The sequence below is a fragment of the Rhizobium sp. NLR10b genome, from assembly GCF_019685435.1.
Taxonomy (GTDB): Bacteria; Pseudomonadota; Alphaproteobacteria; order Rhizobiales; family Rhizobiaceae; genus Rhizobium.
On record NZ_JABDWV010000040.1, the window covers coordinates 1 to 2500 of the forward strand.

Genomic DNA, 2500 nt, shown 5'->3' on the forward strand with positions numbered 1-2500 from the left:
ACAAAAAGCCCGCACGAGGCGGGCTTTTTGGGAAGATTGGTTGCGGGGGCAGGATTTGAACCTGCGGCCTTCAGGTTATGAGCCTGACGAGCTACCGGGCTGCTCCACCCCGCGATATTTCATTCCGGACGTTATGCCCGGGAGCGATGTCAGGCGTAGCCTGACGAGGTGAGGCCGTTTGGAGATCGATCCGGTGGATCGATCTTAGGCCGAACGGGCTGCTCCACCCCGCGGAACTATTATAACACGAAAGGCCGCTTGTGAGCGGCCCTTTGTTTCGGCCTTGGCCGTTTGGGTTTGTTCAGAGAAGATTTTTATCAACTGAGTTGCGTTTTGCAGACCTGGCAGCGACCTACTCTCCCGCGTCTTAAGACGAAGTACCATGGGCGCAGGGGCGTTTCACGGCCGTGTTCGGAAAGGGAACGGGTGCAGCCACCCCGCCATAACCACCAGGTCGGCAAAGCGCAACTTATTGATTTGAGAAGCTGGCAGGCGTTGGCCTGTTTTTTTGAACACGTCTTTTGGATCTCTTCCGGCTGCGGGTGCTTGTGGCACCCATACAGGCCAGAGGCCGTCGCCAATCGTTTGGCGGGCCGTCCGCAGCGCCCTTGGCGCGTCAGGACAAAGGTCAGGCATCATCAGCCTCTGGCTGATGAGCATGAACAATGAGAACGATCAAGCCGATCGAGCTATTAGTACCGGTAAGCTTCATGCGTTGCCGCACTTCCACACCCGGCCTATCAACGTGGTCGTCTTCCACGGCTCTGATAGGGAACACTCGTTTTCAGGTGGGTTTCCCGCTTAGATGCCTTCAGCGGTTATCCCGTCCATATATAGCTACCCTGCTATGCCCTTGGCAGGACAACAGGTCCACCAGAGATATGTCCATCCCGGTCCTCTCGTACTAGGGACAGATCCTGTCAATATTCCTACACCCACGGCAGATAGGGACCGAACTGTCTCACGACGTTCTGAACCCAGCTCACGTACCGCTTTAATTGGCGAACAGCCAAACCCTTGGGACCTGCTCCAGCCCCAGGATGCGATGAGCCGACATCGAGGTGCCAAACAACCCCGTCGATATGGACTCTTGGGGGTCATCAGCCTGTTATCCCCGGCGTACCTTTTATCCGTTGAGCGATGGCCCTTCCACGCGGGACCACCGGATCACTATGACCGACTTTCGTCTCTGCTCGACTTGTCAGTCTCGCAGTCAGGCGGGCTTATGCCATTGCACTCGACGACCGATTTCCGACCGGTCTGAGCCCACCATCGCGCGCCTCCGTTACTCTTTCGGAGGCGACCGCCCCAGTCAAACTACCCACCATACACTGTCCCGGACCCGGATGACGGGCCGCGGTTAGACATCCATGACGATAAGGGTGGTATTTCAAGGATGGCTCCACGGAAACTGGCGTCCCCGCTTCAAAGCCTACCACCTATCCTACACATGCCGACACGAATGCCAGTGTAAAGCTATAGTAAAGGTGCACGGGGTCTTTCCGTCTGACCGCAGGAACCCCGCATCTTCACGGGGAATTCAATTTCACTGAGTCTATGTTGGAGACAGCGGGGAAGTCGTTACGCCATTCGTGCAGGTCGGAACTTACCCGACAAGGAATTTCGCTACCTTAGGACCGTTATAGTTACGGCCGCCGTTTACTGGGGCTTCGATTCAAAGCTTGCACCTCTCCTCTTAACCTTCCAGCACCGGGCAGGCGTCAGACCCTATACGTCGTCTTGCGACTTCGCAGAGCCCTGTGTTTTTGATAAACAGTCGCTACCCCCTGGTCTGTGCCACCCCACAAGAGTTGCCTCATATGGGGTCACGCTTCTTCCGAAGTTACGCGTGCAATTTGCCGAGTTCCTTCAACATAGTTCTCTCAAGCGCCTTGGTATACTCTACCTGACCACCTGTGTCGGTTTCGGGTACGGTCTATACGGTGGAGCTATTTCCTGGAACCGCTCCGCTGCCCATCCAATCCAATTAGAATGAACAACTTGTGCAATCCGTCACTACCACCAGGCCCACGAATATTAACGTGGTTCCCATCGACTACGCGTGTCCGCCTCGTCTTAGGGGCCGGCTAACCCTGCTCAGATTAACTTTAAGCAGGAACCCTTGGTCTTTCGGCGAGAGGGTCTCTCACCCTCTTTATCGTTACTCATGTCAACATTCGCACTTCCGATACCTCCAGGAGCCCTCACGGGTCTCCCTTCATCAGCTTACGGAACGCTCCGCTACCACGTGTATTGCTACACATCCTCAGCTTCGGTGCATGGCTTCAGCCCCGTTACATTTTCGGCGCAAAGACCCTTATTTAGACCAGTGAGCTGTTACGCTTTCTTTAAATGATGGCTGCTTCTAAGCCAACATCCTGGTTGTTTTGGGATCCTCACATCCTTTCCCACTTAGCCATGACTTGGGGACCTTAGCTGGAGGTTAGGGTTGTTGCCCTTTTCACGACGGACGTTAGCACCCGCCGTGTGTCTGCCGAGT

The 2500-nt window shown here is 55.3% G+C and carries 1 tRNA gene and 2 rRNA genes (1 of these 3 cut by a window edge); all 3 read right to left on the reverse strand.

Going from position 1 to position 2500, the window contains the following annotated elements:
* Positions 1 to 37: 37 nt before the first annotated feature.
* A tRNA-Met gene (locus tag HJB91_RS30140) sits at positions 38 to 114 on the reverse strand.
* 225 nt (positions 115 to 339) lie between these two features.
* Positions 340 to 454, reverse strand: a 5S ribosomal RNA gene (gene rrf / locus HJB91_RS30145).
* 217 nt (positions 455 to 671) lie between these two features.
* Positions 672 to 2500, reverse strand: a 23S ribosomal RNA gene (locus HJB91_RS30150); it runs 1049 nt beyond the window's last position.